Below are 4,801 nucleotides of genomic sequence, written 5' to 3'. Positions count from 1 at the left end.
GCAGCACCAGCATTTCGCCCGGACCGACGTCCTCGCTGCGGCCATCGGGACCATGCAGCGAGACCCGGCCTGACACGATGTGGCAGGTTTCGGAATTGGTCTCGCGCGAGGCCGTGAAGCGGCCCGGCGTGCACTCCCAGACGCCGACTTCCAGTGCGCCATCCGGCGAGGTCCACAGCGTCGTCGAGGCTTCGAACTGATCGCCGCTGATCGAGGTCGGCTTGGGCTCAGGCTCGCCGAGGTCGATGGAGGCGAGGTGGGCGAAGGTCTGGAAGTCGGTCATGGCAGTCTCTCAATGTCCTGTGATGCGGTCGGCGATTGCGGCCAGTTTCGACGTGTGCTGGAGGCCGGCTTCCTCGCGCTCGTCGGCGACGCGATAGAGCTGATACATCGAGTGGACGCCGAGCCAGCGCATCGGCTCTGGCTCCCATTTGCTGACCTTTCGGTTGACCCAGGGCAGGCGGGTCAGTTCGGTGTCGCGGCGCAGGATAAGGTCGCGCAGCGTGCGGCCCGAAAGGTTGGAACTCGAGACGCCGAGCCCGACATAGCCGCCGGCCCAGCCGATGCCGGTCTGCGGATCGAGCCCTGCCGTCGTGCACCAGTCGCGCGGCACGCCCAGAACGCCGCACCAGGCGTGGTCGATGCGAAGCCTGGCTGTCTGCGGCAGCAGCCGGGTGAGGATGGCGTGCAGGCTTTCGATCGTCGCCTGCTGCGTCTGGCCGCGTACATCCGTTTGCGAGCCGTAACGATAGGGTACGCCGCGTCCGCCCATGGTGATGCGGCCTTCCCTGGTGCGCTGCGCATAGCAATAAGCGTGCGCGGAGTCGCCCAGAAGCTCATGGCCCTCCCAGCCGATCTCGTCCCACAGTAATTGCGGCAGCGGCTCGGTGATGATCTGCGCGCTGTTGAGCGGCAGCCAGAGCCGTTCATTGCCTGGTATGCCGGCCGTGAACCCTTCCGTGGCACGGATGATGATCGGCGCGCGCACGGTGCCGCGGTTCGTCGTGACCTTGCCCTTCTCGATGCCGGTCACGGTGGTCTGCTCGTAGATCGGCACACCGAGCCGCTCGACGGCTTCGGACAGGCCGCGCACCAGCTTGGCCGGCTGCACACGCGCGGTGCCGTGGTGGATATAACCGCCAAGCACATTCCTGATGTTGATGCGGGCCTTGGCCTCTGCCTGGCCGATCAGGCTGACACGCTCGCTCGGCACGCTCCAGCCGATCGCATCGGCATAGGCGGCGTTGATCCGTTCGAGCTGCGGCGGGTTCGTCGCCACCGTTAGATTGTCGACGCGGCGGATGTCGGCATCGATGCCTTCGGCTTCGGTCACCTTGATCACTTCGTCGACCGTGCCATGCATGGCCGTTTCCATGTCGATGACAGCGCCGCGCGTCGAGGTCTGCAGATATTTCTCGCGCGACCAGCTGAAGCCGCCGGACAACCAGCCGCCATTGCGGCCCGACGCGCCGAAGCCGGCGAACTCCCGCTCGACGATGGCGATGCGGATCGATGGATCGGCCTTCTTCAGGTAATAAGCCGTCCACAGGCCGGTGTAGCCGGCGCCGACGATGCAGACATCGGCTTCGAGATCGCCCGGAAGCGGCGCGCGATAGGCCGGCAGGCCGATGTCGGCATACCAGAACGAGACGTTGCCGTTGACTTTGGCGTCCATGTCTAAAAATCCTGCGGGGAAAGAGCGATCAGGTCATCGTCATGTCGGCGCGATCGTCGTCGGCAAGAAGTTTTGCATCGACGACCGACCAGCGCAGATCGACCGTGTCACCAATCGAGAACGGTGTGGCTTCCAGCGACGAGCGTACGATGGCGACCGAGCCGTCGCGCAACGTCACCTGGTATTTCGAGCCGGAGCCCAGATAGATCGCCTCGCTGACTTGACCGGTGAGGCTGTTCTGCCCGGCGGCGGGAGGCGTGTTGGTGCCGGCAAGCAAAAGCTTCTCCGGCCGCAGCAGGACCACCGGTTTGCGGCCGCTGGCGAGCTTGCCGTTGGCCACGATCTTCTGGCCGGCGATCGTCAGGCTGGTCTCGCTTCCGGACGTCTGGGCGGTGCCACGCAAACTGGTCGATTCGCCGATGAACTTGGCCACGAACAGGGTCGTTGGCTCGTCGTAGAGCTGGCGGCCGGTTCCGACCTGTTCGATGCGGCCCTGATTGAAGACGGCGATGCGGTCGGACAGGACCAGCGCCTCTTCCTGGTCGTGCGTCACATAGACGAAGGTGGTGCCGAGTTCGCGGTGGATGCGCTTGATCTCCAGCTGCAGCCATTCGCGCAGTTTCTTGTCGAGCGCGCCGAGCGGTTCGTCCATCAACAGCAGCGGCGGATCGAAGACGATGGCGCGCGCCAGCGCCACGCGCTGCTGCTGGCCGCCGGAAAGTTCGGAGGGATAGCGATGCGCGAAGTCGGCCATCTTGACCATGTCCAGCGCGCGCACGACGAGACGGTCGCGCGCCTGCTTGTCCATGCCGCGCAAGGTGAGGGGATAGGCGACGTTCTTGCCGACCGTCATATGCGGAAACAGCGCGTAGTGCTGGAAGACAACGCCGATGTTGCGCTTGTGGGCCGGCAGGGCGACGATGCTTTTGCCGCCAACGGCGAGGTCGCCGGAGGTGAGGTCGGTGAAGCCCGCGACGACGTTGAGCGTCGTGGTCTTGCCCGAGCCGCTGGGGCCGAGCAGCGTCATGAACTCGCCCGGCTCGATATGCAGGCTGACATCGTCGAGTGCGGTGAAATTGCCGTAGCGCTTGGTTGCGCACTTGATGTCGATGGCCGCGCCGCGTTTCCTCGCAGTCATCTCAACTCCTCGTCGATTTCGAGCTGATGATCAGCCCGGCGCTGATGATCAGCGTCGTGGCAATGAAGATGATGGTTCCGACGGCCGTCACCGTCGGATCGGCGTCGCGGGTGATGCTGGTGAAGATCTGCACCGGCAAGGTCTTCAGGTAGGGACTGGTGATGAACAGCGCGACGATGATCTCATCGAAGGAGGTGACGAAGGCAAACAAAAGCCCGGACAGGATGCCGGGCGCGATCAGCGGCAAGGTCACGGTGCGGAATGTGGTGAAGCGGTTGGCGCCGAGACTTGCCGCCGCCGTCTCCAGCCGCGCGTCGAAGACTTCGAGGCTTGCCGACACGGCGATGATGACGAAGGGGATCGCCAGCATCGTATGTGCGATGACGAAGCCGGTGGTGGTGCCGACGAGCTGGTAGTCGAGATAGACGGCGTAGATGCCGATGGCCAGCACCACGCCGGGCACGATCATCGGCGTGATCAGGATGGCGCGCAGCAGGCCGGCGCCGGAATGTTTCATGCGGCTGAGGCCGAGCGACGCCAGCGTGCCGATCAGCGTGGCGGCGACGGCGACGAGGCCCGCGACCCTCAGCGAATTGAAGAAGCTCGACAGCCAATCGGGGTTGGTGAAGAAATTCTCGTACCATTGCCAGGAGAAGCCGGACGGCGGGAAAGCGAGCGACTTCTTCTCGTTGAATGACATCGGGATGATGACCAGCGTCGGCATCACCAGCCAGACGGCGACCAGCAGGCAGAACAGACCGAGCAGAAGGCGGGATGGTGCCAGTCTCATGATCTGGACGCCTGCTTGTGGCGCTGGCGCATCAGCGGGGCGGCGAGCGCTAGAAGCACGAAGGTCGCGACCAGCAGCACGACGCCCATGGCGCCGCCGCGGCCCCAGTTGAGCAGGCTGAGCACCTGGCTCTGCACCAGCGTCGACAGCATGGTGCTGCGCGGGCCGCCGAGCAGGGCAGGCGTGATGTAGAAGCCGAGCGACAGGATGAAGACGATGATGGCGCCGGCGAAAACGCCGGGCAGCGACAGCGGCAGATAGATTTGCAGGAAGGCGCGTGCCGGGCGCGCACCAAGGCTGCGCGCCGCCTGCACGAGGCGCAGATCGATGCCGCGCATGACCGAATAGAGCGGCAGGATCATGAACGGCAGCAGCACCTGCGCCATGCCGATGACGACGCCGGTCTGCGTGCGGATCAGCTTCACGCCGTCAAAGCCGAGCAGCCTGATGACCGAATTGATGATGCCGGAATCCTGCAGCAGGATGACCCAGGCCAGGGTGCGCACCACGCCGCTGACCCAGAACGGCACCAAAACGCACAGGATGAGGACCAGCCGCAGGCGCGGTCCGACCGCCGTCATGAGATAGGCATAGGGGTAGGCGGCGATGACGCAAACGATGGTGACCCAGGCTGCGATGGAAAAGGTGCGCCACAGGACGGTGACATTCACCGGGGTGGAAAAGAACCAGACATAGTTCTGCAAGCCCCAAGATGGGTCCGAGAAGCTGCGCAGCGTGACGGTCAGCAAGGGATAGCCCATCGCGGCGATGAGCAAAGCCAAGGCGGGCATCGCCAGCAGCGAAGGATAGGCAGCAAGGCGCGGGCGCCGCTGCGGCGCCCGCACGGCACCTGGCGGCCGAGGATGATCACCCCCGGCCGTCGGCGTATGCGATGTCTGGCTCACGCCGTCACCTCAGCGGTAGCCGGCTCAGTTGCCGGCCATCAGCGCTGTCCACTTGTCGGACGCGGCGGCGAAGTTGGCGACCCAGAACTTGATGTTCTGCTGATAGCCGAGCTTGGCGTGGTCCGGCGTGTTGGTCAGAAAGGCGGCGACGGATGCGTCGACCTTCGGCTGTGCCTCGTTGTTGATCGGCGAGTAGGAGGTCTGCTCGGTCAGGATCTCCTGCGACTTCTTGCCGAGATAGGCGTTGATCAGCGCGTAGGAAGCGTCGGTGTCCTTGGCGCCGACCGGGATGG

Annotated in this window: 5 protein-coding genes and 1 pseudogene; all 6 read right to left on the bottom strand. The window is 64.8% G+C overall.

The window, feature by feature from the left end; genetic code table 11:
- Positions 1–283, bottom strand: a 283-nt coding sequence (locus EN925_RS23900; RefSeq protein ID WP_128336982.1) for a cupin domain-containing protein, incomplete at its 3' end; no start/stop codon positions are given.
- A 9-nt stretch (positions 284–292) separates the two neighbouring features.
- The gene (locus tag EN925_RS23895; RefSeq protein ID WP_013530465.1) at positions 293–1,675 is read right to left on the bottom strand and encodes an FAD-binding oxidoreductase; all 1,383 of its coding nucleotides are present in this window, start codon (positions 1,673–1,675) and stop codon (positions 293–295) included.
- Between the two features lie 28 nt (positions 1,676–1,703).
- A complete protein-coding gene (locus EN925_RS23890; protein WP_127369073.1) occupies positions 1,704–2,813 on the bottom strand; it encodes an ABC transporter ATP-binding protein in 1,110 nt (369 codons plus the stop codon).
- 1 nt (position 2,814) lies between these two features.
- The gene (locus tag EN925_RS23885; protein ID WP_027160917.1) at positions 2,815–3,603 is read right to left on the bottom strand and encodes an ABC transporter permease; all 789 of its coding nucleotides are present in this window, start codon (positions 3,601–3,603) and stop codon (positions 2,815–2,817) included.
- Positions 3,600–4,508 carry an ABC transporter permease gene (locus EN925_RS23880; RefSeq protein WP_027160916.1) on the bottom strand — a complete coding sequence of 303 codons (909 nt, stop codon included), beginning with the start codon at positions 4,506–4,508 and terminating at the stop codon, positions 3,600–3,602. Before EN925_RS23880 ends, EN925_RS23885 begins: the two co-directional genes overlap by 4 nt.
- 24 nt (positions 4,509–4,532) lie before the next feature.
- Positions 4,533–4,801, bottom strand: a pseudogene (locus EN925_RS23875) (ABC transporter); the annotation flags it as partial.

The organism is Mesorhizobium sp. M7A.F.Ca.US.006.04.2.1, from assembly GCF_004022915.1.
GTDB lineage: Bacteria > Pseudomonadota > Alphaproteobacteria > Rhizobiales > Rhizobiaceae > Mesorhizobium > Mesorhizobium ciceri.
This window is presented reverse-complemented; position numbering and strand designations above follow the sequence as displayed.